The organism is Paenibacillus sp. FSL L8-0340 (assembly GCF_038593145.1).
Taxonomy (GTDB): domain Bacteria; phylum Bacillota; class Bacilli; order Paenibacillales; family Paenibacillaceae; genus Paenibacillus_AQ.
In genome coordinates this window covers 3,596,622-3,621,392 of the sequence record NZ_CP151967.1, presented here as the reverse complement: position 1 = coordinate 3,621,392, position 24,771 = coordinate 3,596,622, and the positions used below count along the sequence as shown (strand labels likewise).

Here is a 24,771-nt window from a genome sequence, read left to right as displayed (position 1 = left end):
TTTTATTCTTCAATACTATTTGATAAGACGAGCATTTACCCAATCGGCATGGTCACTATTTATACCATCTCCACCATCAGTTACAATAAGCTTTAGCTCATTCTTTCCAGAAAGATTAACGTTTACCTCATTTGGCTCTGTATTATTATGCATTACACCACTAAAGAATACAACTTGATTGTCTACAACAACTTTGAACTCCACAGAACCTACAGAACCTACTTCACCATCTACCCCAACTAGTGCGGCAAAGGACGTGTACTTCCCATCTAGTTTGTAGACAATTTCACTGTTAGCATGTGTGCTCAACCCTTTTGTATAGGTCTTGTTATTTAACTTAAGTGTATTTCCATCAAGACTACGATCTTTTTGAATCGTTCCCCAATCTGTTGTGGCAGAAAACCAATCAATATCGCTGAGATACGTTGTAACAGGTTGTGGTGTTATTGGATCGTTTTCAAAAATTTTAATTTCACTTGCAGATGCAAAACCATTTGTTCCACCACCTTGAGGAACTTCAAGTCGAACATATTTAGCAAGAGTAGGTGTGAAAGTTACTGTCTTTTCTGTGTTGTCCTTTGCCCAAGTGCCTGTTGCAAGCTCAGTGAATGTCCCCCCATCAAGACTAGTTAGGATTCTATAATTTGTAATAATTCCATTTTCTCCGGTTTGTCGCGGCAGATAGGTTAGTTTGGAAAATGTTGATGGATTTGCGTACTTTGCTGTAATACTGTAAGGGAATTGATTGGGTTTATTCCATTCACTGTGCCAGATACTATTTGTATTTCCATCAAATGCATTTATTGCGACATCATAATCACTTGAAGTCTCTTGGCTATTTGTTGTTATCTCAATGATACCTCTTACCTTATCCATTCCATCAGTCGGTTTAATGATGTTATACTCTGACCCAAACCAAATCGGTGCAGTTAGAAGAGGTAAATTCAATGATTTAATTTTGTTTCGTGTTTCATCTGTTGCAGACAGACCCCATTTGTCAAAGAAAGGCGTCAAGTCATAGTGCGCTACTTTTGAAGTGCTTAGAATAAAAGCCTGTTTTTTCTGAACATCTGTTGTTGGCAGTTCAGCTTCTGCCATCTCACGATATAATCGATGTAAGTCTGGGTAGAAGTTATCCCCAAAAGCAAGATTAAGTTGCCACAACATTTCTAATTTTGAATTAGAGTCTTTAAAATTCTTGGTTGGCTGCTCTACAAACGAGAAAGCGGTTAAGTACTCACCCTGCGACCTTGCAGGCTCAGTAGGTTTAAGAACCTTCTTAGCAGCCAGAGAATATTGATTTACTGTCACTTCAGACATCTCATCCCATGTCCAAGGTCCTTGTTGTCTCAAATGACCTGCCTCATGATACTGCCCCCAACCCATTCTTGTAAGGTTTAAAGCATCCGCATTGGCTCCAGTATTTGTAGGCATAATCGCTCCATCCCAGGTTGCATATGCATACGCTCCTCCTGTGTATGTTGGTGATTCAATGATGCCAATCAAATGCTTATCTAACCAATGTCTAGGATCAGAATCAGAATTCGATAGTCCAGAAATTTTATCCTGTGCTGCAATAAACTTATCATAAGTCTGTAAAACAGGATCTGGGTCTTGATTCAAGATATGGTCTTTAGCAGAAGCATATGTGAAGACTAAGAGAGCCTTTTCTGATTGAAGAACAACAGAAGGTGCATCAGGATAAGCACTCATCATTGCCTGCCAATCCTCTTTGGTATTCTTACCTAATACAAAAAATGGAACAGGGCTTCCCCCACTCACTACATTTACATTAATACTACCTTCATTGTTGCTGTTATCAAAAGACAACAAACCGCCATTTGGTGAGGAAATTGTGTTTGCACCTGTTTTTAATGGATACCTAATCGCCCACTCTTTATCATGTTGATGCATCCCAATAATCGCTGTAATTGGTTTGTCACCTGAGACCTCAATCTCAATTTGTTCATTGGCTTTTGCATATAGACCAGTTGGCTGAAATAATTTTCGTGCATCTGCATACCCCGCCGCTCTACGCTCCCGCTTGCCTTCTGCCCATATATCTCCAAGGGCTTTCACTTCAAAATTTCGCTGAACAACAAGATTACTTTGCTGTGTAATGGCTACCTCTGAAGATTGAGCTAGTACCTCAGATGGTGAGTCAGCTACTACAACCGCTGTTGCTGTTACCACCATTAGAGATAAAATCTGAAGTGACTTCCTAAGTTTTTTCATCAAATCCTCCTAAAAAATTAATTTCACACTGATAAGACATCCTTGCATTACTTTTTTTACCATATACTAAATAACACCATTTATCTCTATTACTCCAAATCCATCTTTATTCTTCTTTTTATAACACGGATTGTAATATATGAAGTGCCGCAGTTACCTGTAAATAAAAAAATGGCTCATGATTGATCACTTCCATCCCTGCACTGCCGGTAGTCCGATGCCGGAGTGGAGAAAACATATCTGGCCTGGTTACGTAAAATTCCCGGTCCCCATAATGAACGGAATAACAGCTGCTGTAGTATGTAGGACGACAAAAAACCGGCAACCCGTATGGGTGCCGGTAATACTTGATCCTATTCCGTTCCGGGCAGGTTCAGCCGCAGTTCAGCGGTTCCTGTTAACCATATAATTTAATAAATGTTTCAGAAAAGCAATATTCCGCGGCAGCTCGCACAATGCTTCCGAGGCCAGACAGTAGTGTTCCCACAGCTCTTTCCGGGCATTCTCCAGCCCAAGAATGGATACGAAAGTTGAAGTGTTGTTTCCGGTATCCTGTCCAACGGGTTTGCCGAGCAATAGCTGGTCTCCCTCCTGGTCGAGCAAATCATCTTTTATCTGAAAAGCAATCCCCGCATGATAAGCAAATTTCTTCAGCGCCGCAATTTCCGCCTCCTTCACCTGGGCCAGCATAGCCGGCATGACCAGCGCCGCCTCGAAGGCAATCCCGGTTTTGTAAAAGCAGATCTCATTCAGTCGCTCCAGAGTTAACTCTTCGCCTTTAGAATGCAGATCCATCGCCTGCCCCATGCACATATCCCCCGTCTTTTGTGCTGAATACTGCATGAGCGCAAGCACGGTTTTCGGATCGAAATGACGGAGAGATGCTTGTTCCTCCGTGGCCTTCTGGATCAGAAACAATCCGGTTAATTCGGCAGTCGCAGCATCATGTACCTGATGCAAGGTTTCACGCCCTCTGCGGGTTGACGCATTATCCTGGGATGGCAGATCATCGAAGATTAAGGAAGCGGTATGCATATATTCCAAGGATCTCAGCAGCGGCACAATCTCCGCTGGCTCCAGTCCATATTCTCTTACGCCCATAACCCACGTTAAGACTGGGCGTATTCGTTTCCCATCACCTTCGAGACTGTAATTAGCAGCATCTATAAGCAGTTCCTTCATCGGTTGCATTCGCTCAGGCTTTGGGATTAGGAGCTGGCTGTTGATCACTTCGCGCACCGTTTTGATCGTATCGTGAAACTCCTCCTTTTCCTTCCGGTTGTTACGCAATGTGTTAAGCAACTGGTCCCGAAGCAGTTTGTCGAAGAAATCGACATCCACTGCTTTATGAACCATCCGGTTTACCAGTCGTTTGAACTCCGGGCTGCCAGACGCAAATATCTCCATGATTTCGTTGTATTTATCCCTGCCTAAACGTTCTTTAGAGCGTTTCAGACCGTTAATGACCCGGTCCAGAATTACCTCGCAAGTTTTGGGATCAGAATGAAACACGTTATGGAGCAGATGGGAAATGACCGTCCAGTACATTTCAAAGGGATTGATCAAATCGTTGCGCTGCTCGCGGTATTTTAAATAATAGGTATAAGGGGTAACCGCGCCACCCAGCATATCGTCGGACATATCGGCAAAATCATCCGCCAGCTGATTGTATAAGCCATAATAGAAGGTTCGATGATCAAAACCGTCATCTAGAGGCGCACTGATTACAGAGCGGACAATCAAGCGGGAGGAAGATGATTTTAGGATTACAGGAATATAAAGTTCCTCATTGGTATAACCATCATGAGACAGATTCTTTGCCCGGTCTATTTCCTGAGAGTGAAAAAACACATAGGAACGCTCAAAAAACGATTTCTGCGTCTCCATCCGCTGATGGTTCTTAATGTACTCAAAGGCTTCCCGCAGCTCCGAATGCACATACTCCATCAGCGGAATCTTTTCCCCATCCCACTCTCCAAGCTCCGGGACAATCCCGCTGAGAAGCGCTTGACGGATCAACCGGGAATATTGTTCTTTCTCAGAAGTGGTTAAGACCGCAGAATCTAAAAGATCGTCAATGAAAGGATAGGTAAGGCCATAGGAATACCCCAGCCGGATGGCTTCATCAAGTCTTAAGGCACGTTCTGCAGGGGCAAGGTTATCTTCCATCTCTTCCATCACATGCATGACAACCCCGATAATAATCTTAATCAGCTTACGTTGGGCTTGCTCGGGATTCATTTCCACCGGCAGATTGGCGGAGACAGTTTTGAGTTTAGTAATCACCCAGATCGTGGCTGTTTCTACCCCTTCTTTCTGGGCCCAGCGGTACAGCTTTGCCAGATTCAGCATGTCCGGCTGTGTTTGCCCGCCTGCTGCGCCTGAGGGGATCAACTGATCTTTGATATCAGCAACCATCCGTTGAATCCTGTTTTGAGTGTCTGGAGAATCCAGCGCTTTGCCCAGATCCCTCATGTAGATATAGGAAATGCTTCGGTCGAGATAATCATTTAATTTTCCCGTGTAGTTCAGCCATTGAATATACCGGTGGTAATCGGCAGACCCGGGGTTCCTTTGGTTTCGCGAAAAAAAGGACAGCCATGAATGATGATGAATATGGCTCTTCTTCCACAAATGAAAGTCTGCAGTTAAGGCAGGCGCATAACTCCTATTCTTGACCTGTGTAAATAGTGATGCAAAATATTGAGCAGCTTTCTGCTCAGCCAGCTTATACGCTGTATCGGCATGCAGTGTAAATTCATTCATAAGATGGATTACCTCAACTTCTTTTAGTTTGGACCTTTAACATTCAATCCCTGCAGCTTCGCCGGATCATAGTTATATCATATACGTGAAAGAACTCATTGGGTTACGAGTTAGGAGTTATTTCGGGAGAGCCGAGAAAGTCTGCAGTGACCGGTCCTGAGAAATTCAGGTAATGGATTACAGATGAATGATTTTTGTAGCAATATTGTTGCAAAATTCACTGTCATGCTCGACAAAAAGAATAGTTGGTGTGTATTCCAGCAGCAGCTCTTCAATCTGCATCCGGGAAATAATATCAATAAAATTAAGCGGCTCATCCCAAATATGCAAATGGACCTTCTCACTTAGGCTTTTCGCAATAAGCACTTTCTTCTTTTGCCCGCCGCTAAACGCAGATATATCCTTTTCAAACTGTACTCTGGAGAAATCAAGTTTTCTTAAAATCGACTTAAACAGGCTTTCATCAATCCCGTTGCTTCTGGCGTAGTCCGTTAAATTGCCCTGTAAATGCGAGGTGTCCTGTGATACGTATGATATTGTAAGCTGACTGTCCTTCCTGAGTGTGCCTGTGTAGTCTAGCTCCTCGCCGCAAATCAGCTTGATAATGCTTGATTTACCGGAGCCATTTATACCGGAAAGCGCAATTCGCTCACCCTGCTCAATCGAAAAGCTGATATCTGCGAAGACGATCTTCTCCCCGTATTGAATCGAGACATGTTCAAGCTCAACCAGCTCGTTTTTATGATAATCAAGCTGTGAAATCTCCAGACTGTCGGAGTTTTCAATATTTTTCAGCAGTTTAGACTTTTCGGCAATGGCTGATTGCTGTCTTTGCTCAATGGCTTTAGAGCGTTTCATCATTTTAGCAGCCTTGTGGCCAACATAACCTTTATCCAACTTGGAACCGGAATTCCGTGTTCCATTTTTGCTTTTCTCCACCTCATGCGACCAGTTGCCCGTTCGTTTAGAAGAATCCGACAAGCGCTTGATGTCTCTTCTTAGTTTTTCATTCTCTGCCAGTTCAAAATGATCTTGCCGCCTTTTATTCTCCCACCAAGCGGAGAAATTCCCCTTTTGAATTTCTATGTTGGTTTTATTGATTGACAGGATGTGGTCTACACAATGATCCAGAAAGGATCTGTCGTGGGAGACCAGGATAAAGCCGCTCTTGGTATTCAGATAAGCACTGACCAGTTTTCTTGCATTCAGATCCAGATGATTGGTAGGCTCATCAATGAGCAGAAAGCTGTTTTCCTTAATAAATAATGCAGCAAGCAGCACCTTCGTCTGCTCACCGTTGGACAAGGAATCAAAGGGCCGGTATAGCACATCCTCGGACACTTTTAGTAAAGAAAGCTCCCGCATCAGCTTCCAGTGAATATAATCCGGGTAGATATCGCTGATTACGTCAAGGGTATTATTCCCCTTATTCTCGACAGGGAACGGGAAATAGTCGAAATCGACCTTAGCCGAAATCGTTCCGCTATATTCATATTTACCAAGCAACAAGCTTAGGAAGGTCGTTTTCCCTCTTCCGTTTCTTCCTGTAAATCCTAATTTCCAATCGGTATCAATTTGAAAACTTACGTTCTCAAATATATTATCGTAGCTGCCTTCATAGGCAAACGTCAGGTTCGCAACATTGATTAATGACATATATATTCCTCCTGTATATAAAAAAATAAGAGCTACAAGAAAGTTACTTTCTTGTAGCTCAAATAAATACAGCAAATCCAGCCCCAAAGCGGAGTTAGACAAGGATATTCGTCTGAGTGAAAAGAAATGCGTAACTTTCTTGCGTATAAAGAATAAAACACATGCGAAATAAAATCGCAGCTGTCGTTTTATTGTTTAAAAGATTCGCAAGAAAATTTCTACATTATCCTTTTCAACTCCAGTCATTAAAGTAACAGAATTTTACCATACCTTTTTTTTATTTTCAACCCAAGCATGGTTTTGATCAGCAAATCTACGTATGATTTTCTCCGCTGGCTTTTGTTTTTCGTTTGCGCAGACCCTTGACGGAGGCTAGGGTAGTCCCTTCTTGGATAGGGATCAGATGACTTTTCGATACACCGATCTGCTGGGATGTATAAATACCGGTATGTCCTGAGAATAAAAAACTGACTACACAAGCGATAAACATATAAACCGCCCCGGTGGAACCAAATAGTTCAATCCCCATAATGAAACAGGCAATTGGTGTATTGGTGGCTCCGCAGAATACCGCAATAAAGCCAAGTGAGGCCAGGAAAGGAGCATATAAATGAAGCACACCAGCCAGGCTGTTTCCGAGTGTCGCCCCTATAGCGAATAAAGGAGTAACTTCACCGCCCTGGTAGCCTGTGCCTAAAGTAAGTGCAGTGAAAATGAGCTTCCACAGGAACGCAAAAGGCGGCATTTCTGTCTCAAAGGACCCGCTGATGAGTGGAATACCAAGTCCCAAGTAATCCCTGGAACCTATGACATAAACTAAGGCAATAATAATGAGCCCGCCTACCGCACTCTTTAGCATCGGGTTTTTAAAGATGTAGGTGAACGTTCGCTTTAAAAAGTGGGTCAGCTCGCTAAACAACATACTGACTAAACCAAACACTATTGCAGCAGCGATAACTTTTAACAGGACGACTACATCCAGATCTGGAAAAACATCCACCTGATAATGGGTATGATGCACCTTCCATAAGCGGGTAGTCACCAGATCGCCCACAAAACTGGCTGTGAAACAGGGCAGCAGCGCTTTATGGCTGATGAGTCCAATCGCAATCACCTCCAGCCCAAAAATGGTCCCGGCCAAAGGAGTCCCGAAGATTGAGCCGAAACCACCACTTATCCCGCACATCAGCAATATTTTCCGGTCCAGGGCATTGATCTTAATAAGTCTCCCGAATCCTTCGGCCAAGCTGCCCCCCATTTGTACCGCAGTTCCTTCACGCCCGGCTGAACCACCGAAGAGATGAGTGATAAGCGTGCCAAACAGCACCAAAGGAGCCATCCGCAACGGAATCGTTTCATTACCCTCCCGGATTTGCTCCAAAATCAGATTATTTCCCTTGGCACTGTTTTTGCCGTAGCGCATGTATAGAAAGCTTACCAGTGCACCTCCCGCCGGAAGCAGAAAGAGCAGCCATCCATGATTCAGCCGAACCTCAGTAACATAATCTAGACTCTTGAGGAAAAAAGCCGAGGCCGTTCCGGACAATACGCCTATTGTGCCGCCCAGGACAATCCATTTCAGAAAAGTGCTCCACAGCGCCAGATGGCTGCTTCTTTCCGTAAGCGTCGCCCATTTTGCATACATGTTCTTCATTTGCTGTATTCCCCGCTTTTCCGTAATGTATCAGCCCTGATCAGCTCTGCGGTAGTAGCTTACACCCAAACTTCGTGGTGAGGTGCGGGAGAGAAAGCCGCTGATGCTCGAAGTCACAAGCACTTCATCGCATCCCACTTTATTAATCAACGCTTCCCTTAAATATTCGGCTGGCTGCTCTGCCATCGTCTGTGAGATAAGCACAAGCTTCTGGTCAATCTCGTCTTTGTTGTCAAGTGCATTGTACAGCATCTTATCCAGCGCTTTTGTAACGCCGCCTTGTGGCTCATTCATGGAGAAATGCATTCGCCCCGACCTGACCGTTGCCGGACTTTTTAAATTCAAAGGACTTTTTATCCGATTATGCAATCCGTAAACATTCCCACCCTGATTTATAAAGTTAAGCTTATCAAGCAGCATTTCTTCCTCCAGGTTTGTCCGCGAGTGGTGCAGCTCTTTGGTTATAGTTGCGGGATGTCTTCTCTTCCTCGCCGCTGCGACTGCCCGCAGAACCATCATTGCCGTCCCTGAGGAAATGCTTGAGGAATCAATGACAGTAACTCTTCCTTCAGGGAATTGTTGGGCAGCTGCCACTGCATTCTTGTAGGTTGGGGATAACCCCGAGGCCATGCTGATGAATAACACATTGTCTCCGGCAGCAATACAAGGAGCAAAGAGAGTACTTAGGTCATGAGGTGTTGGAGCGGCAATACCGGGAATCGTCCCCTTCTCTCTTACGTAGGTGTATATCTCCTCAGTTGTTATATCGACCGTATGCCGAAATATCAGCTCATTGCTAAAAACAACATATACAGGAGCTATGCCAATCTCATATTGTTCAATTACGGTGGGCGGCAGATCTGAAAGACTATCTGTAAATATCTTTACTTTTGTCATTTGGCAGTCTCCTTAATACACTAGAATCATAGGATTCTAATGGCATTCCAACAGCTTTCTTCGACCCCTTCCAGCAGATCGGGGGTTTCGGTTAACACTCCAGACTTAATCAGTTTGAACAGCATCACGAACGCACCATATACAATGGCAATCAGCGCATCTGTGTTGAACTCTTTGATGACCCCTACTTTTTTACCATTCTCCAAAACTTGGCGAAACGTTCCAAGCAGCTCATCAAACACCTGCTTGCTTCGGTCGTCCAGATAATAAGCGCTATTATGGGATTCGATAAAGAGCAGCGCATTCACATTATTATCGGCAAACTTCACTAAACGCTGAAAAATATAATGAAACTGCTCCCGAATATCTGGCGTGGAATGAATGGCCTCATATTTTAACGTGTCCGAGAACACTTGCACGCAATGTTGAAACAATCCGTTAACAAGCGATTCTTTATTGGCAAAATAGCGATATATCGTACCTGCCCCTACCTTCGCACTTTCAGCAATCATCGGAACGGTTGTGCCGTCATATCCTCTCTCGGCAAACAGCACCAAGGCCGCTTTCATGATATCTTCCCGTTTGTTAGTAGCCAGTGTAATCACCCTTACCTTAGACTGGAATGGTTCCGGATTAAACCGGTATAGATTAGAGCGGAATGAATATTCATTCTCCTATTATAAGACTTTAAAATAAGAATGTAAAAGGAACCGATCTACAGGATCGGTTCCTTCTGTGTTCCTCACTCTACTATTGATCAGCCACAACCAGCATATCCATATGCCGGGCATGACGGAGCAGATAGTGGACGAAGCTTTTTTTGATGAGCGTCCGCCAGAGCGGCTTCCGTACCTGCCCGATGATCAGCTGTGTCGTCTTCACTTCATTGATCCTGATTAATAAATGCTCGTGCAGGTTCTTACGGCTTTCTGCCATAGTCACCTCTAAATTCCCTCCAAGCTGTTCTGTTAGACGACGCAGCGTCTCCAGCCGTTTCTGCTCCTCGGGAGTTTCTTTCGAACTGCAGTGCACATAATGAACATACCACTCGGCTTTCAAGCGATGCGCGATGCGGAATCCGCGGCGAATCAGCCGCTCTGCCCTCGCTCCCAGATCCACACAGACGAAGATCACCTCTTTCCTGCTCCATGGGCCCCGCAAGGAATTGTCCCGGTCCCAGGCCTCCAGCCGTTCGTCTACATCATCCGCAATTTCGCGGAGCGCCAGTTCACGCAGTGCAATGAGATTGCCGATCTTGAAAAACGATTCCAGCGCCTGGTTTACTTTCTCTGAGGCGTATATCTTCCCTTCCCGCATCCGCTCCTGCAGCATTTGTGGCGTTACATCGATCAGTTCGACCTCACTGGCCATTTTAAGAATCGCATCCGGCACGGTCTCCCTGACGCGTACGCCGGTTAATTGGGCTACCGCGTCGTTCAAGCTTTCCAGATGCTGCACATTTATAGTTGTTATGACGGAAATGCCGTTTTCGAGCAGACGGATCACATCTTCATACCGCTTTCTGGTTACACTTCCGGGCACGTTGGTGTGTGCCAGTTCATCCACCAGGACGACCTCCGGGCGGCGGGCAATAATTGCGTCCGTGTCCATTTCTTCCAAATGCGTACTTTGATATAGAATTTTGGCCCGGGGTATCATTATTAATTCGCCTATCTGCTCCTGGGTTTCCTTCCTGCCATGGGTTTCCAGCAGCCCGATGACAACATCGATGCCTCTGCTTTGAAGTATATTTCCCTCCTGAAGCATCTTGTAGGTTTTGCCGACTCCGGGAGCTGCACCGATATATACCTTAAAGGTGCCACGGCGGATCACTTCAATCTTCTTCTCCATCTCTTGACTGGTCAACCGGTGGAAAGGCTCCTTCTTTCCTTGCGGATTACGTTTGATCGGCAGAATCCGTTCTCCTTCCTGCTCGGCCCGGTCGGCCATCAGAAACACATCAATATTGCGTGTCTGGCGCAGCACACGGTCAGCAATCGAGCCCTGCCACCGCTCCTGCCACCGGCTTTTTTGAGAGTGGCCCATAACGATCCGGGTCACATTGTTTTTAATGGCATAACGCACCAGTTCGGAAGGAAGCTGGCGTTGAAGGGTGAGAGGAAGCTCTTCAAACCTGGCACCCACCCGCTCTACCAGCTTTACAATCGAACGCTTAAAGGTCTGTTGGTCCTTCGTCAGCGGCCGGTTAGGAATAGCAAATGTCACCACAATCAGATCTCCGCCGAGCCGCTTGGCGATTTGCTGGCCTCTTCTCACATAAAGCGACCCGTTCCAATGGTACTGAGCGGATACCAGTATCCGCTCCATCGCGCCGGAAGGACCAATGAGCCCATGTTCTTCGCGATGTTTCTCTAGAGAATCGTTGACACCTTCGGCCACCAGACGCAGAGACAGCTCACGAAGCACGCCGAGATTGCCGGGCCGGGATAGTGCAGGATGCGTCTCATGGCCTAAAACACCTTCCTCGATCCGCTTCAGAATGGTTTCTGGTGAGACATCAATCAAGCGGACCTCATCCGCCAGCTCCAGAGTATGCAGCGGTACGGTTTCATCTGCACGGATTCCCGTCATTTGAAAGATGGTCTCACCCACTCCGGCCAATTCATACACATTGATGGTCGTAATCACGCTGATGCCGTTGTCCATCAAATAACGGATATCTTCCAGCCGCGTCTGAAAACGGGCTTCTTTGCGGTTCCGGTGCGCCAAGCCATCTACAAGCAGTACCTCGGGATTGCGCTCCAGCAGAGTCTCCAAAGGAAGATCCTTCTGCTCCTTGCCGTCCTTCAGCCAATGAATGCTGGGGACACGCTCCAGATCGGCAAGCTGCTGCATGGTTTCTGCTCTCTGCATCGTTGATACGGCACTGATTACAACATCAATGCCCTGCTTTTTCAATAACTTGCCTTCCTCCAGCATATGATAGGTTTTGCCTGATCCGCTGACGGAGCCGATGATAATCTTCAGCCTGCCCCGGTGCAAACGGTAAATGGAATACAGAATTTCTTCCGGGGTTTTGCGTTTGTAGGGTGCCACTCGTTAACCTCCAATCCTTAAGCGGAAACTACCCCTGTCCGCTGGAAGCGCAGGCAGGGGTGAGCCGGTTCTAATTCGCCGGTGTTTCCATTAAAGCGAGATTCAGCTTCAGCACATTGACACGTTCCTCACCAAACACCCCAAGATCGCGGCCTTCAGTATATTTTGCCACCAATGCTTCTAGCTTATCTGCTGAAATACCGGTCAGATTGCTGATTCTGGGGATCTGTACCGTAGCCGCAGCGGGTGATATATGCGGATCCAGGCCGGAACCGGAGTTCGTGACCAAATCTATAGGCAGCTCACTAACCGGAACGTCAGGGTTATTCGCTTTCCACTCAGCTATAGAATCGCTGGTGCGCTCAAGCAAAACCGGATTGGACGGTCCATAGTTATTCGATCCCGAGGCTTCAGCCTTGTACTCAATACTGGATACACGGCCCTGGAATAACGCCGGATTCTTAAAGTTCTGGCCAATCAGCTCAGACCCAATCACTTGGCCTTCTCCATTCTTTAGCAGGCTCCCGTTCGCCTGGGAAGGCATAAGAACCTGGGCAAGCGCGGTAGAAGCCAGCGGATAGATGATCCCGCATAATACAATGAACACTAGGCTAAGTCTTATCACACTAAATATATAAGAACCTTTAGATACAGGCTTTTGCTCTATTGCGCTTGAATTGACGATTTGCATTATTTATTCATCCTTTCTTCTAGCTAAGTGCAATGATCTTAAATCCATATGCTTACAACCAGGTCAATCAACTTAATGCCGACGAAGGGAACCAGGATCCCGCCAAGCCCATAGATGAAAATATTCCGGCTCAGCAGCTTGGTGGAGCTCATCGGCTTATACGATACGCCTCTCATCGCCAGAGGGATAAGCAATGGAATGATAATTGCATTAAAGATCAATGCCGAGATAATCGCGGAGCTTGGAGAACCTAGTCCCATTACGTTCAGCACTTCCATCTCTGGAATGGCCAGCGTAAACATGGCCGGAATAATCGCAAAATACTTGGCGATATCATTCGCGATACTGAAGGTTGTTAATGCTCCGCGTGTCATCAGCAGCTGCTTGCCGATCGCCACAACCTCAATGATCTTGGACGGGTCGGAGTCCAGATCAACCATATTGGCCGCTTCCTTCGCTGCTGTGGTTCCGCTGTTCATCGCAAGTCCCACGTCCGCCTGTGCCAATGCAGGCGCATCATTCGTGCCGTCCCCTGTCATCGCCACCAGCTTGCCTTCACTTTGTTCCTTGCGGATGACCTCGATCTTATTCTCCGGTGTACTTTCGGCAATGAATCCGTCGACTCCGGCCTCGAAGGCGATAGTAGCGGCAGTCAGCGGATTGTCCCCTGTGCACATTATCGTCTTGATGCCCATTTTGCGCAGTTCATCAAATCGTTCCTTCATCCCCGGCTTAACCGTGTCTTTCAAATAGATGAGTCCGTATATCCGGTTATCAACTGCAACAGCCAGCGGTGTTCCTCCTTTGCCGGCAATGGCATTCGTTTGCTGATCCAAATCATCTGGAATCTGCCCTCCTTGGGAGGACACCCAGCGTTTAATGGAATCTACAGCCCCTTTGCGGACCATCCGGCCGTCCTGCAGATCCATGCCGCTCATCCTCGTTTCGGCGCGGAATTCTATAAATTCGCCTCCAGCCATAAGGCTGCTGTCATAACTGTATCCTTGTTTCTTGGCCAGCTCAATGACGGAGCGTCCTTCCGGTGTCTCATCTTTCAGCGAGCTGACAGCTGCCCACCCGGCCAGATCCTCTACCGTCTCATTACCCACAGGAACAAATTCACTGGCCATGCGGTTGCCAAAGGTAATCGTGCCGGTCTTATCAAGAATCATCGTGTTAATGTCTCCGGCAGCTTCGACCGCTTTACCAGACATGGCAAGCACGTTGAACTGGGTAACCCGATCCATGCCCGCAATCCCGATTGCCGACAATAATCCCCCGATGGTAGTGGGGATCAGACAGACCAGCAGCGCAATCAAGACCGGAATTTCCAGGTTTACTTCCAGATAAGCGGCAATCGGCTGCAGGGTGACTACCACGATCAGGAAGATAATCGTCAAGCTGATCAATAGCGTGTTCAGCGCAATTTCATTCGGTGTTTTCTGCCGTTTGGCTCCTTCCACCAGTGAGATCATCCGGTCAAGGAAAGACTCGCCGGGTTCACTTGTAATCTGTACCTTGATCTGATCACTTACGACTCTCGTGCCGCCTGTCACGGAGCCAAAATCTCCGCCGGCTTCTTTAATAACGGGAGCCGATTCACCTGTTATAGCCGATTCATCCACAGATGCCAGCCCTTCAATGACCTCGCCGTCGCCGGGAATAAGTTCTCCTTGACTGACAACAACGACATCGCCTTTTCGCAGTTCGGAGGAAGCAACTATCTTAATGACGCCTCCTACCAGTCTATTCGCGGAAATATCCTGCTTGGTCTTCTTCAGTGTATCCGCCTGTGCTTTCCCGCGGCCTTCCGCCAGCGCTTCCGCAAAATTGGCAAACAATACGGTAACCAGCAGTATGAAGAAGACCGCTATATTGAAGCCTCTAGCCTCCTCTGCGTCGAAATAACCAGGGGCGAGAATCATCAGCAGAACAATAATCGTTCCAATTTCAACAACAAACATGACCGGATTCTTCATTAGCGTCATCGGATTCAGCTTGATAAAGCTGTCCTTGACTGCACTTCGTATAATAGGCCCACTCAGCAGCTTCTTTTTTTGTACAGTACTCATCTCTATTTCTCCCTCTTTCCTACCGTAGAGTCAAATGTTCAGCAATCGGCCCCAGAACCACGACCGGCAGAAATGTCAGCGCACCAATGATCAGCACCGTACCGATCAAGATGCCGGTAAACAGACCGTTGTCTGTACGGAATGTGCCGATTGTCTCCGGTACAGGCTGCTTGCGGATCAGGGAACCTGCAACGGCGAGCATTGCAATGATTGAGATATAGCGTCCTAGCAGCATTACAATACCAGTCATCACATTCCAGAATGTGCTGTTGTCCGCAAGTCCTTCGAAACCTGAACCGTTGTTGGCAGCAGAGGAAGTGTATTCATATAGTACTTGCGTCAACCCGTGGTACCCGCTATTACTAATAGCGCCTTGCCCCAGATCTGTCAGGAATGAGGCTGCTGTCGGTGCCAGAATGATCAGCGGATGAATCAGTATCGCCACCGCGATCAGCTTCATCTCCCTCGCTTCAATCTTTCGGCCGAGGAATTCCGGCGTCCTCCCCACCATCAGCCCGCACAGGAAGACCGCAAGCACGGCGTACATCAGCATATTGATAAGGCCAACGCCTTTGCCACCGAAGACGTTATTCAGCATCATTAACGCAAGCGGCGTAATACTTCCCAGCGGGGTTTGAGTATCATGCATATTGTTGACGCTACCTGTCGTCGCTGCGGTTGTTACTGCCGTAAACAAGGCGGATTGCGGTACACCGAAGCGGACTTCTTTTCCCTCCATGCTGCCTTGAGAAGTTTCAATGCCCAGGTCTGCCATTGCCGGATTACCTTTGATCTCCGCAGCATAATTGAGCGACAACAGCAATACAAACAAAGTCATCATGGCCGCAAAGATGCCCCAGCCCTGCCGTTTATTCTTAGCGAACAGTCCGTACATATAAGGCAAGGATGCGGGCAGCATCCACATGGACAGGATTTCAATCACATTGGTAAGCGGTGACGGATTCTCAAATGGATGTGAGGAATTCGCCCCGAAGAATCCTCCGCCATTCGTTCCCAGATGCTTGATGGATTCCAGTGAGGCAACCGGCCCGATCGCAATCTGTTGAGCAGCACCCTCCAGCGTAGTTACCTCCAGTGTAGGTTTCAATGTCTGCGGAACATGCAGTGCAACTAAAGCCATTGTTACAAGCAGTGCAAGCGGCAGGAACACCCGAATAATCGCCTTGGTGAAGTCTTCGAAGAAATTCCCCAGTGAATTTTTACCGGTAATCCCTCTCACAAAAGCTGCTGCTACGGAAAAACCGCTGGCTGCCGATGTGAACATCATCATGGTGATAACCGCCATCTGCGAGAAATAGGAAAGACCTGTCTCCCCACTGTAATGCTGCAGATTAGTGTTAGTCATAAAGCTGATTACCGTGTTAAACGTAAGGGTCTGCTCCAGCTCGGTAATTCCATTTGGATTTACAGGCAGTCCGCCCTGCAGGCGGAGAACCAGATAACCGAACACAACCAGCACAATGTTGGTTGAAAGAAAGCTGAGTGCATAGGTCTTCCAGGACATCCCTTCACGGTTTTTCAGGCCGCTTACCTTGTATATGCCTCGCTCGAATCCCCCAAAGATCCGGTCCAACCGGTTTGGTTCATTTGAGAACACATGATATAAATAAGTTCCTACCGGTTTAACCAGTAGCAGCAGTATGGCAATGACTACGACGATTTGTATAATACCCACGAATGCCCCTCCTCCATTTAATGAGCTTCAGCTCAATGCTCTATATGTCTTGCTGTTTTTTTACCGCACTGCCTAAAATTTCTCCGGATGAATCAGGGCATAGACCAAATAGAGAAACAACAGCAGCGTTGCGATCAGGACCACTGTCATTGCTCTTTCCCCCCTTTATCGTCGATAACGTGCCCACACCACTGTGCAAATGCGTAGAACATACCGAAAAACACAGCGAGTGCCACCACCATATACATGTCCATCATATCCTTCGCACTCCTCTCCAACATTCTCTCATCTCTGCTTTTAACTACTGATTCAGCGTAACATCTATGCCATTAGTTCAGGGTTAGGGTTTGCATGAGAGAATAAAGATTACATTAAGATTGTCAGAATTCATCATCTTCATAGTCGCCTGCCCTCTTTAAATCAATGTAGTCGTAAATCTTCTTAATGGTATAAAGCACCACGATCATGATTGCGATCAACCCGGCATTTTTCAAAAATTCATCCATCCTAAGGATCCTTTCCCGAATGTCATATTTTGCTACCGGTTAAGAATAGCACTCACGGCATTAATTCAGGGTCAGGGTTTGTATGAGCGGATAAAGATTGCATTAAGTTGGTCGTATAGACGGCGAGTTCTTCCTTTTTTGGAACGAAAAAAGCCGCCTTCCCCCAAGACGGTTAATTCCGTACTACAGTATCCAGTTAGTCTGTACATTCTTCCATGTACGAAAGTCACCTTACTTAATATATAATTTTTGTTACTAATTTACTATTTACATTAAGCCTAGTTAAAGTTATTGTATTTACAGGAATTGATTTCCATTCAGCAATTTACATTTTGGTTTCGAAGTGTTAAAGGAGGGATGATAGAACAATACCGCGTACAAATGTATGTCTTCCCTGTCGGCTCAGAATCAGATGTGAAAAATTGAAATTAGAGGAGCGAGAACTGTGAAAGCAATGAAAAAACTTTTTGCTGGATTGATGATGTTTACTCTGATTTTTGGTGTATCCTTTACCGGATCGGCATTTGCCAGCGGTAATGAGGTTAAGCTTATTGACTCAGATGTCGGCGTTATTTATAAACCTGGATATGTCGGATTCAGCGGCAATATTGAAGTTGCTAATCTGGGACCCGTGAAGAATGTGACTGTCCACTACACGACAGATAACACAAATTGGTATGATACGAGTGCATCTTATGTTGGGGCGACGGATGTAGACCATGAGAAATGGCATTTTGGCATTTCCAGAACTGATTCTTCAACAGATCATTTAGAGTTGAAGAATCTGGACTTCATTAAATTCGCAATCAAATACGAAGTGAATAACCAGACCTATTGGGATAACAACGGGGGAGCGAATTATTACAATCAAGTGAATCATAACGTACCCCTTAGATCCGTGATTTTGGGAGCCCCCAATGTGCTTAACGCCAATAGTACGTTGAGCAATGGTGAATTCAGCGGAAATATCTATGTGAAGAATCTGAATCCGGCGAAATCAGTAAAAATACTGTACACAACGGACGACTGGGCGACGACTCATGAGGCCTACGCCGTTTATACGGGCTCTTTGAATAATTTCAATAGTGTTGAAAACTGGAATTACAGTATCAATGTTCCAGGTGCTACAAATGTTAAATATTCGATTGAGTATACAACTGGCGGTCAAACGTATTGGGATAATAACTATGGCCATAATTACGAGGTATTCTAATTTATTTTAGTATCATTCAAAAGCAGGATCACAGGCGGTTTTTTATCCGCTCGTGATCCTTTTCTCTGTGGGGACCAAGTATCTCCACTATTTATAACGCTGTTTGGTGGATTGAACTTATAATTCTTCTATTTTGGGATTGGTCGTGACTACAGAGAATGTTTGGACTTCCGGCCGCTGTTGCTCCTACAGTTCCAAAATCCTCACAAAGTGAATAAAAAAAATGCCCGTCAGCCGAAGCCGTTGGGCAGATAAATAATATTTTATTAGTGAAAAACTGTAAGCGATCCATCTATTGGGCTATCCATATCATTTAAAATACCAAAGTAATATGTCTTATTTTGATTGAGATTATAGAACATTGCATTTGCAGTTACGCCAACAGTCCCCTTATAGGTTGCAGCAACATTACCAGTTGTAAGTTCATAAGCAACAATTCTATATTTTCCAGTTGCCCCATGATTCACCGGGGTAGTAGTAACATTGATATATATTATTGTCTCACTATTAACAGGAAAATAATTATTCGTAAATTCATCGTCCTCTACATAAGAGAAAGAGCCTGCATAAGAGTTATTTGCCAAGTTCCAAAAGTTGTTGGAGCATTACTTCCTCTTGCAGCAACGTTTTTCTCTGTCAGAACTTGCACAGGCTCTGCGGATAGAGGGACAGTGATATTAGGGACATCAGTAACTTGAGCAGTAGAATTAGTCTCAGTCTGTGTTGTATTCAAATCATCTACGAAATTGCTACTTGGAACAACCTGAGCAATTCTGGCAGGTGCATCCGAAGCATTTGGTGTAGAACTTGCCGCCGATACAGAAACAGAGATGGAAGTTAGCATAAATGCTGTAGCTAAAACGGTAAACACTTTTTTATTTTTCACCACTCAACCTCCTTTCTATATTATTGTAACATTACCATTTTAACACATAATTATAATAACAAAATAATAGATACACCCTATTAGTGTACTGAATTCTAAGCATTAACTCAGGTCACTTTGTATCGTCGCCAACCTGCAGCATACGGTAACCTACTCCGATATGGGTTTGAATGTACTTTGGCTGAGAAGGTTGCTTCTCTATTTTCTTTCTCAAAGTTGCCATAAATACGCGCAAGGCAGGGATGTCATAGGTATGACTGCCCCAGATTTCATGCAGGATGTAATTATGGGTCAATACTTTTCCCACATTTTTGGCCAGCAGGCAGATTAGCTTGTATTCAATGGGAGTGAGATGGATTTCTTCTTCGTCCAACAATACTATGCCTGCCGAATAATCGATTCTGAGACTTCCGTTAGTAAAAATAGATGCATCCTTCAGCAGCTTGTCACTATCGTAGCGGATACGCCGCAGGCTGACCCTGAGCCTTGCCAGCAGTTCTTCCACGCTGAAGGGTTTGGTCAGATAATCGTCTGCGCCTGCATCCAGCGCGTCGATTTTGTCCCGGTCTTCACTGCGGGCGCTGACCACAATAATCGGGATATTCGACCATGCCCGAACCTTCTTAATAATATCTACGCCATCCATATCGGGAAGTCCAAGGTCCAGTATCATAATATCTGGCTGCTTGGAGACCGCCTCCAGAATCGAGGCCTGGCCTGTTTCAGCTGTATGGTACTTATAGCCCTGCGTTTCCAGTGTTGTAGTAATCAATTTGCGGATGGGCTTGTCATCCTCGACGACAAGAATTAAAGGCTTATTCATGAACAACCACCTCCACGGCCTGCAGGGTAAAGCGGAATACTGTACCTTGCGGAACATTATCTTTCACACTTATTGTGCCTCCATGAGCAGTGACAATAGATTTACACAATGAAAGCCCGAGTCCCAGTCCGCGGCGGCCATCTCCGCGGATATTATCCGCCGTATAGAACATGTCAAACAGCTTGGCCTTCGCTTCTTCCGGAATACCGGGACCATCATCGGAAATCTCTACACTGACCATTTCTTTATCGCGTCTCGCCGAGACTGTAATATGCGACCCGGTCCCGGTATATTTAATTGCGTTGTCGACAATATTGATCAGGACCTGAATAATCAGCCGGGAATCCATTTTAGCCATAAGCAGCTCTTCATCAAGTACGGTGCTGATCATATGATCTATGCTGCTCCGATGAATATGAAGCAAAGCTTCCGCAATAACCTCCTCCAGAAGCTCTCCCTGCATATTCAGATTTAATGACCCATTATCAATCCGGGTGATGGACAGCAGGTTCTCCACCAGATTAATAAGCCACATGGAATCATCATAAATATCGGTGTACAGCCCCTTCTTCTGTTCCTCGCTCAACACCTTGGAATTCCCGATGAGGATTCCTGCATTGCCGGATATACTGGTCAGGGGGGTACGCAAATCGTGGGAGATTCCCCGCAGCAGGTTCGCCCGCAGCTGTTCCTGCTGGATTTGGATCGAGATTTCTTTTTGTTTTTCATTTAGCATTTCTTTTTCCAGCGCCAGCGCACATTCTCCCAGCATGGCAATCATCAGACTTTTCTCAAAAACCTCAAGTGGGTCTTCCTTATCCATGGCAATGGCTGCCACTGCAAATACGCAATCGCCGCCCCGCACCGCATGATACAGGCAACTGGCGGCCGAAAAGGTATCTGTGGTAGCCCCGGCCCGTTTGTTATTCTTATAGACCCAGTCCGCAACCGCTTGTTCATTTCCGCCCGAAAACTCCAGAGGGTCCACAGCTGACTCTTCCTTTAAAAAAACGAGCGGCTCAGATAAGCTGTCTTGCTGCACCGGATAAAAAATAATCGTTCTGTCCAGCAGCTTCACCATTTGCTGTGCCGTCTCATGAATGATTGCCGTGGTGTCTTTGGCCTGCTGCAGTTTACGGCTTGTCTCCAGAAGCACCTCTGTCCGGTAAGCCTTTTGCGCAGATTGCCGGGCCTGCTCTTTTACCCGCATAGTCAGAGTGCTCGTGATAAAGGAAGCCGACAGCATCACCAGGAAGGTAACCGGATAACCCGAACCATACGCCTGTAAAGAAAAATAAGGTTTGGTAAAAAAGTAATTAAACACAAGCACACTGACAACCGAAGACACAGCGCTGTACAGCCGGCCTCCGGTAACCATCGCATTGAGCAGCACACCCAGAATATAGACCGTGATAATATTGGCTTCCCTGAAACCGAGATAATTAAACCACAGTCCGATTAAGGTGCAGACAACCAGAATTCCAGTTGTCTTGGCTGTATCAGCCAGCGACAGCTCGGGATAGCTCACATATTGCGGAAATCTTTTATAGAACGTAGGCTGGGTGTCCGGAATAATATAAATGTCGATATTGGGTGCAGATGCGGTCAGCTTATCAGCCAAATTCGCTTTTGCAAACCACTTCTTTTTGTTATGGGAGCGCCCCACCACGATCTTCGAAACCCGGCTTGCTTTGGCATACTCCGCAATCTGTCCAGGAATATCTTCTCCGTAGACTGTGGCAATTTGTGCGCCAAGCTGCTCTGCGAGCCGAAAGTTTGCCCTAAGTTCCGCCTTGTTTTTTTGGGTTAGCTTTTGCGTCTTCGGTGTCTCCACGAACAATGCGGTGAATTCCCCGTGAAAAGCCTCCGCCATTCTCGCCGCCGTGCGGATTACCTTTTTATTGGTAGCCGCCGAAGAAAGGCAAACTAGGACATGGTCTTTGGCATAATATTCGTTGGTTTTTACCTGAGTACCGATGTGTGAAGCGATTCTGTTCAATTGATTTGCCGTGTACCGCAGTGCAATCTCACGCAAGGCAGTCAGTTTTTCTTTGTTATACAAATGGGCATTTGCCCTTTGTGCTTCTTCATCCGGATAGATGTTTCCCTTGTTCAGGCGGTCGATCAAATCATCGGGTTCAATATCAACCAGTTCAACCTGATCGGCACTATCGAATACACTATCAGGAATACGCTCATCTACAGAAATACCGGTTATTGAAGCAACTACATCCTGCAGGCTTTCAATATGCTGCACATTAATGGTCGTATAGACATGGATTCCAGCGCGTAGCAGCTCGCCTATATCCTGATATCTTTTCTTATGCCTTCTGCCAGCCGCATTGATATGGGCCAGATCATCCAACAGGATAAGATCAGGTCTTCTCCGGATCGCACGGTCCAGATCAAACTCCTTTGTAAGCGTTCCGTTATGGGTGACTTCCAGTAGCGGCATAAGCTCCAGACCCTTGAGCAGAATCAGTGTCTCCGGCCTGTGATGAGACTCAATATAGCCTGCAGCAACATCAATTCCGGCTTTTTGTTCCTCATGGGCGGCACTCAGCATGGCACAAGTCTTGCCGACACCTGCCGCGTAACCGAAGAATATTTTCAGTCTTCCAAGTCTTTTCTCTTCCGGCATATCAGGAATTTGTTCAAATACGGAAGCTGAGCCGGTGCGGTTTGTTGCCATTTGGCTACCCCTTTTACAATATCTTCGCTTTTAGCGCTAGTATATCATGAGCAAAATCTGCATAGTGTTACAACTTTGGCTGTGGTATTAAGATTGTATTAAGATAAAATGGGCTGACCCCCGAGGATTAGATCAACCTGCTCTTTGGCACCTTTCCAGGTGGTAAGCAGCGGAAACGCATATTGCTCCCGGGCCTTCAGGTTCCAAGGATGTGGAATGCAGAGTACTTTCCTTCCCTCCTGCAGTGCTGGCACCAAATTATGTACCCCGTCATCAATGAGCAGATCGTAGTTAATCAGCGACTTCCGCTTACAAGGAAAGAAGTTCTCGATTGGAATAAAGGGCATATGCTTCTGAAGCCAGTTCCACTTCTCTACGACAGTCTTCGGCTGTGCAGCCGTAACGATAATTACATCATAAGCGTTATGCAGCTTCTCCATTTCCCCGACGACATGTTCGTCGAACAGTTCAAGCTCCTCATACAGACCAGGTCGCCCGTAGAAAATTTCCTGAGTACAATCCGGATGACGCAGATGATCGGTATCCCAATCAAGCATATCTTCATAACGCAGCAGATGCGTAGGAAAATCATTGTTGTTATGGTATATCGCCCGCTTGACCAGATGACAAATCGTATCATCCATATCCACGGCAATAATTGGCTTTCTCATATATGTACCCCCATAGGTTGTTTCTAGTTTTTAGTATTGCTGTATTTATATTCGCTTATATTGCTGTTTTAGTCGAGAGCAACTTTATCGCAAGAAAAAATTCAAGGCAGGAAATATCAAAAGCCAAGCGCCTCTAGTAAGGGGTGCTTGACTTCTTTGTTTGGAGCGGCTCATTTGTGAACTATTAGTTCCCTGGATATGCAGTGGTTAGGAATTCATTTACTTCCTCTGCGATCTTCTTGGAATACGTCCAATGCAGATAATGATGTCCTTCCAATACGACGAGCTTGTTTGAAGCTACATTCTTCAGCTGGGTTTCGTAAAAGGTAATGTTGGATTTGCCTTCTTCATTCACTTTGTCAGGCTTGGTAGTAAAAATCATTACAGGTACGTTTGAAGGGAATGACAGGTTCTTTGTTTTTTTGATATTGTTGTTAATTTCGTTTGTTTCATTTACTACATTCTTATTATAGGCATTCCATGCAGTGAGGATCTTGGTCAGCTTTAAATTCTCTTCAGAATAAGTTCCATCAGCAGAAATAGGCAGAATACTCTTGGGATTGACATAAGATGCCAATCTTGCTAACCCGGTTGGTGCCGCCAAGCTCATATATTTTGGTATCGCGGGCGCAGACTCTTTGAAATACTCTATCGCCTGCGGCAAGGCTGGATCAACGCCTATAACTGCCTTTACCTCAGACGGATATTTATTGACATAATACATGCTATAAATTCCGGATATAGAGTGGGACATTAGAACATAAGGACCTTTTACATTAGCCTTTTGCAAAGCGGTCCGCCATTCCTCGACGATGTTTTCCACCGTTCGTTGCTTTGAAGTCTGCTCACTCCAGCCAGATCCGAAAGGCTCCAGGACGACCACTTTGTTGTTTTGAGCTAACTCATTCATCAAAGGTTCGAAATCCAAGACAGGGGCTGCCGTTCCCAGTCCGCTTAATAGAACAATGGTGTTTCCCGTCTCACCTTTGCTGTACACATGCATTTTCTTGCCGGAGACTTCCAAGAGTTGGCCCCATGCAGGGTATTTCTTTTGTTCGTATTTGGTCACAAGCATATTGGCAACCACACCGAGAATCAAGACTACTAATAATAGCAGTCCAATACTTCTAACAATTCTCCAAAATTTAAACTTCTTTTTCTCTTCCATTGGTTTCACTGCTCCCTGTAACAAGTCTTTGAATGTAAACGGATAATTGTCTCTCCCCTACTCTTCTATTGTAAAAGACATAGTTTAA

Annotated in this window: 18 protein-coding genes; 1 reads left to right on the top strand and 17 read right to left on the bottom strand. The window is 45.8% G+C overall.

The window, feature by feature from the left end; translation table 11 throughout:
• Window positions 1–15: 15 nt before the first annotated feature.
• The 11 genes from NST07_RS16290 to NST07_RS16240 all read right to left on the bottom strand — a co-directional run bounded on the left by NST07_RS16290 (window position 16) and on the right by NST07_RS16240 (window position 17,005).
• Window positions 16–2,235 (bottom strand): NPCBM/NEW2 domain-containing protein, encoded by a 2,220-nt coding sequence (locus tag NST07_RS16290; protein WP_342481878.1) that lies wholly within the window; start codon window positions 2,233–2,235, stop codon window positions 16–18.
• A 384-nt stretch (window positions 2,236–2,619) separates the two neighbouring features.
• Window positions 2,620–5,001, bottom strand: a complete 2,382-nt coding sequence (locus tag NST07_RS16285) for a polyprenyl synthetase family protein (protein ID WP_342481877.1) — start codon at window positions 4,999–5,001, stop codon at window positions 2,620–2,622.
• Between the two features lie 177 nt (window positions 5,002–5,178).
• On the bottom strand, window positions 5,179–6,657 hold the full coding sequence (locus NST07_RS16280; protein ID WP_341093086.1) for an Lsa family ABC-F type ribosomal protection protein: 1,479 nt from the start codon (window positions 6,655–6,657) through the stop codon (window positions 5,179–5,181).
• A 313-nt stretch (window positions 6,658–6,970) separates the two neighbouring features.
• Window positions 6,971–8,302, bottom strand: a complete 1,332-nt coding sequence (locus tag NST07_RS16275) for a voltage-gated chloride channel family protein (protein ID WP_341097666.1) — start codon at window positions 8,300–8,302, stop codon at window positions 6,971–6,973.
• Between the two features lie 39 nt (window positions 8,303–8,341).
• Entirely contained in the window at window positions 8,342–9,208 is an 867-nt protein-coding gene (locus NST07_RS16270) for a DegV family protein (protein ID WP_341093085.1), read from the bottom strand.
• Between the two features lie 26 nt (window positions 9,209–9,234).
• Window positions 9,235–9,777 carry a TetR/AcrR family transcriptional regulator gene (locus NST07_RS16265; protein WP_341378569.1) on the bottom strand — a complete coding sequence of 181 codons (543 nt, stop codon included), beginning with the start codon at window positions 9,775–9,777 and terminating at the stop codon, window positions 9,235–9,237.
• Between the two features lie 181 nt (window positions 9,778–9,958).
• Window positions 9,959–12,265 (bottom strand): histidine kinase, encoded by a 2,307-nt coding sequence (locus NST07_RS16260; RefSeq protein ID WP_341093083.1) that lies wholly within the window; start codon window positions 12,263–12,265, stop codon window positions 9,959–9,961.
• 70 nt (window positions 12,266–12,335) lie between these two features.
• Window positions 12,336–12,956, bottom strand: coding sequence for a potassium-transporting ATPase subunit KdpC (kdpC, locus tag NST07_RS16255; RefSeq protein ID WP_341093082.1), 621 nt, complete (start codon window positions 12,954–12,956; stop codon window positions 12,336–12,338).
• A gap of 38 nt (window positions 12,957–12,994) precedes the next feature.
• Entirely contained in the window at window positions 12,995–15,028 is a 2,034-nt protein-coding gene (gene kdpB / locus NST07_RS16250) for a potassium-transporting ATPase subunit KdpB (RefSeq protein WP_341093081.1), read from the bottom strand.
• Window positions 15,029–15,047: 19 nt separating this feature from the next.
• On the bottom strand, window positions 15,048–16,724 hold the full coding sequence (gene kdpA, locus NST07_RS16245) for a potassium-transporting ATPase subunit KdpA (RefSeq protein ID WP_341093080.1): 1,677 nt from the start codon (window positions 16,722–16,724) through the stop codon (window positions 15,048–15,050).
• A gap of 146 nt (window positions 16,725–16,870) precedes the next feature.
• Complete coding sequence (locus NST07_RS16240) at window positions 16,871–17,005, bottom strand: hypothetical protein (protein WP_341378565.1); 135 nt, start codon at window positions 17,003–17,005, stop codon at window positions 16,871–16,873.
• Window positions 17,006–17,684: 679 nt separating this feature from the next.
• On the opposite strand from NST07_RS16240, the gene NST07_RS16235 reads away from it, so the two are divergent.
• Complete coding sequence (locus NST07_RS16235) at window positions 17,685–18,443, top strand: hypothetical protein (protein ID WP_341097665.1); 759 nt, start codon at window positions 17,685–17,687, stop codon at window positions 18,441–18,443.
• 266 nt (window positions 18,444–18,709) lie between these two features.
• Here the strand turns inward: NST07_RS16235 and NST07_RS16230 are convergent, their stop codons facing one another.
• The 6 genes from NST07_RS16230 to NST07_RS16205 form a co-directional block, all read right to left on the bottom strand.
• Complete coding sequence (locus tag NST07_RS16230; RefSeq protein WP_342481876.1) at window positions 18,710–19,027, bottom strand: hypothetical protein; 318 nt, start codon at window positions 19,025–19,027, stop codon at window positions 18,710–18,712.
• On the bottom strand, window positions 18,988–19,329 hold the full coding sequence (locus tag NST07_RS16225) for a hypothetical protein (RefSeq protein ID WP_342481875.1): 342 nt from the start codon (window positions 19,327–19,329) through the stop codon (window positions 18,988–18,990). Before NST07_RS16225 ends, NST07_RS16230 begins: the two co-directional genes overlap by 40 nt.
• Before the next feature lie 112 nt (window positions 19,330–19,441).
• A complete protein-coding gene (locus NST07_RS16220; protein ID WP_341093076.1) occupies window positions 19,442–20,152 on the bottom strand; it encodes a response regulator in 711 nt (236 codons plus the stop codon).
• Window positions 20,145–22,844, bottom strand: a complete 2,700-nt coding sequence (locus NST07_RS16215; protein ID WP_341093075.1) for a sensor histidine kinase KdpD — start codon at window positions 22,842–22,844, stop codon at window positions 20,145–20,147. Before NST07_RS16215 ends, NST07_RS16220 begins: the two co-directional genes overlap by 8 nt.
• A gap of 98 nt (window positions 22,845–22,942) precedes the next feature.
• Window positions 22,943–23,515: a hypothetical protein gene (locus NST07_RS16210; RefSeq protein ID WP_341093074.1), complete on the bottom strand. Its 573-nt coding sequence runs from the start codon at window positions 23,513–23,515 to the stop codon at window positions 22,943–22,945.
• 184 nt (window positions 23,516–23,699) lie between these two features.
• Window positions 23,700–24,683: an alpha/beta hydrolase gene (locus NST07_RS16205; RefSeq protein ID WP_342481874.1), complete on the bottom strand. Its 984-nt coding sequence runs from the start codon at window positions 24,681–24,683 to the stop codon at window positions 23,700–23,702.
• Window positions 24,684–24,771: the final 88 nt, after the last annotated feature.

What these genes read in the sequence shown, in the direction of transcription:
- NST07_RS16290 (WP_342481878.1), bottom strand. Translation starts at nt 2,235, where the DNA reads ATGAAAAAACTTAGGAAGTCACTTCAGATTTTATCTCTAATGGTGGTA.
- NST07_RS16285 (WP_342481877.1), bottom strand. Translation starts at nt 5,001, where the DNA reads ATGAATGAATTTACACTGCATGCCGATACAGCGTATAAGCTGGCTGAG.
- NST07_RS16280 (WP_341093086.1), bottom strand. Translation starts at nt 6,657, where the DNA reads ATGTCATTAATCAATGTTGCGAACCTGACGTTTGCCTATGAAGGCAGC.
- NST07_RS16275 (WP_341097666.1), bottom strand. Translation starts at nt 8,302, where the DNA reads ATGTATGCAAAATGGGCGACGCTTACGGAAAGAAGCAGCCATCTGGCG.
- NST07_RS16270 (WP_341093085.1), bottom strand. Translation starts at nt 9,208, where the DNA reads ATGACAAAAGTAAAGATATTTACAGATAGTCTTTCAGATCTGCCGCCC.
- NST07_RS16265 (WP_341378569.1), bottom strand. Translation starts at nt 9,777, where the DNA reads ATGAAAGCGGCCTTGGTGCTGTTTGCCGAGAGAGGATATGACGGCACA.
- kdpC (WP_341093082.1), bottom strand. Translation starts at nt 12,956, where the DNA reads ATGCAAATCGTCAATTCAAGCGCAATAGAGCAAAAGCCTGTATCTAAA.
- kdpB (WP_341093081.1), bottom strand. Translation starts at nt 15,028, where the DNA reads ATGAGTACTGTACAAAAAAAGAAGCTGCTGAGTGGGCCTATTATACGA.
- NST07_RS16240 (WP_341378565.1), bottom strand. Translation starts at nt 17,005, where the DNA reads ATGTTGGAGAGGAGTGCGAAGGATATGATGGACATGTATATGGTGGTG.
- NST07_RS16235 (WP_341097665.1), top strand. Translation starts at nt 17,685, where the DNA reads ATGAAAAAACTTTTTGCTGGATTGATGATGTTTACTCTGATTTTTGGT.
- NST07_RS16220 (WP_341093076.1), bottom strand. Translation starts at nt 20,152, where the DNA reads ATGAATAAGCCTTTAATTCTTGTCGTCGAGGATGACAAGCCCATCCGC.
- NST07_RS16215 (WP_341093075.1), bottom strand. Translation starts at nt 22,844, where the DNA reads ATGGCAACAAACCGCACCGGCTCAGCTTCCGTATTTGAACAAATTCCT.
- NST07_RS16210 (WP_341093074.1), bottom strand. Translation starts at nt 23,515, where the DNA reads ATGAGAAAGCCAATTATTGCCGTGGATATGGATGATACGATTTGTCAT.
- NST07_RS16205 (WP_342481874.1), bottom strand. Translation starts at nt 24,683, where the DNA reads ATGGAAGAGAAAAAGAAGTTTAAATTTTGGAGAATTGTTAGAAGTATT.